Source organism: Mesorhizobium sp. M5C.F.Ca.IN.020.29.1.1, from assembly GCF_003997375.1.
Classification (GTDB): domain Bacteria; phylum Pseudomonadota; class Alphaproteobacteria; order Rhizobiales; family Rhizobiaceae; genus Mesorhizobium; species Mesorhizobium wenxiniae.
The window spans coordinates 1-557 of the sequence record NZ_RZSW01001160.1; the positions used below are offsets into that span (position 1 = coordinate 1).

Annotated in this window: 1 protein-coding gene; it reads right to left on the reverse strand. The window is 66.2% G+C overall.

The window, feature by feature from the left end; genetic code table 11:
• Positions 1–557: peptidoglycan-binding protein (locus EOA85_RS36825; RefSeq protein ID WP_206523515.1), on the reverse strand; the 557-nt coding region annotated here is incomplete at both ends.

Consider the following 557-nt stretch of genomic DNA (forward strand, 5'->3'; position numbering starts at 1 on the left):
GACCAGGTCGGCATCGGGAAAACAGGTGGCGGCTCGACCGTTCCTGGCCTGCCACTTACCGATCGACCGGCGCGTCTTGAAGCCGGGCAGGCCGTCGGCGCTGCCGACATCGTAGCCCTCGGCCTCCAGCGCCCGCTGGAGGGCGGCGATGTCCGACCTGTGGAGCCCGCCGACCGCGCCCCAGCGCCCGGAAAAATTGCTGTCGCCATGGGCGATGCGGTCGGCGCCGTGGCCGATGAACAGGGCATACAGATCGCTGGTGTTGTATTGCTTGAGCACGTAGAAATTGGGCGTGACGATGAAGGCCGGACCGCTGCGCCCGGCCGGCATCAAAAGAAAACCTTCGGCCTTCAACTCGCGCGCCGGAAACGGTCCTGCCGCGACGCGCTTGATGCCCATATCAGCCCACTCGGAAATCCTCTTGCCCTGGTCCGGACCTTCGAGCGAGCAGGAGACCGCCTCAGGCACCGTCACCTCGAAGCCCCAGCCGCGGCCTTTCACCCAGCCATGGTGGACGAGATAGTTGGCGATCGAGGCCAGCGCGTCCGGCACCGTAT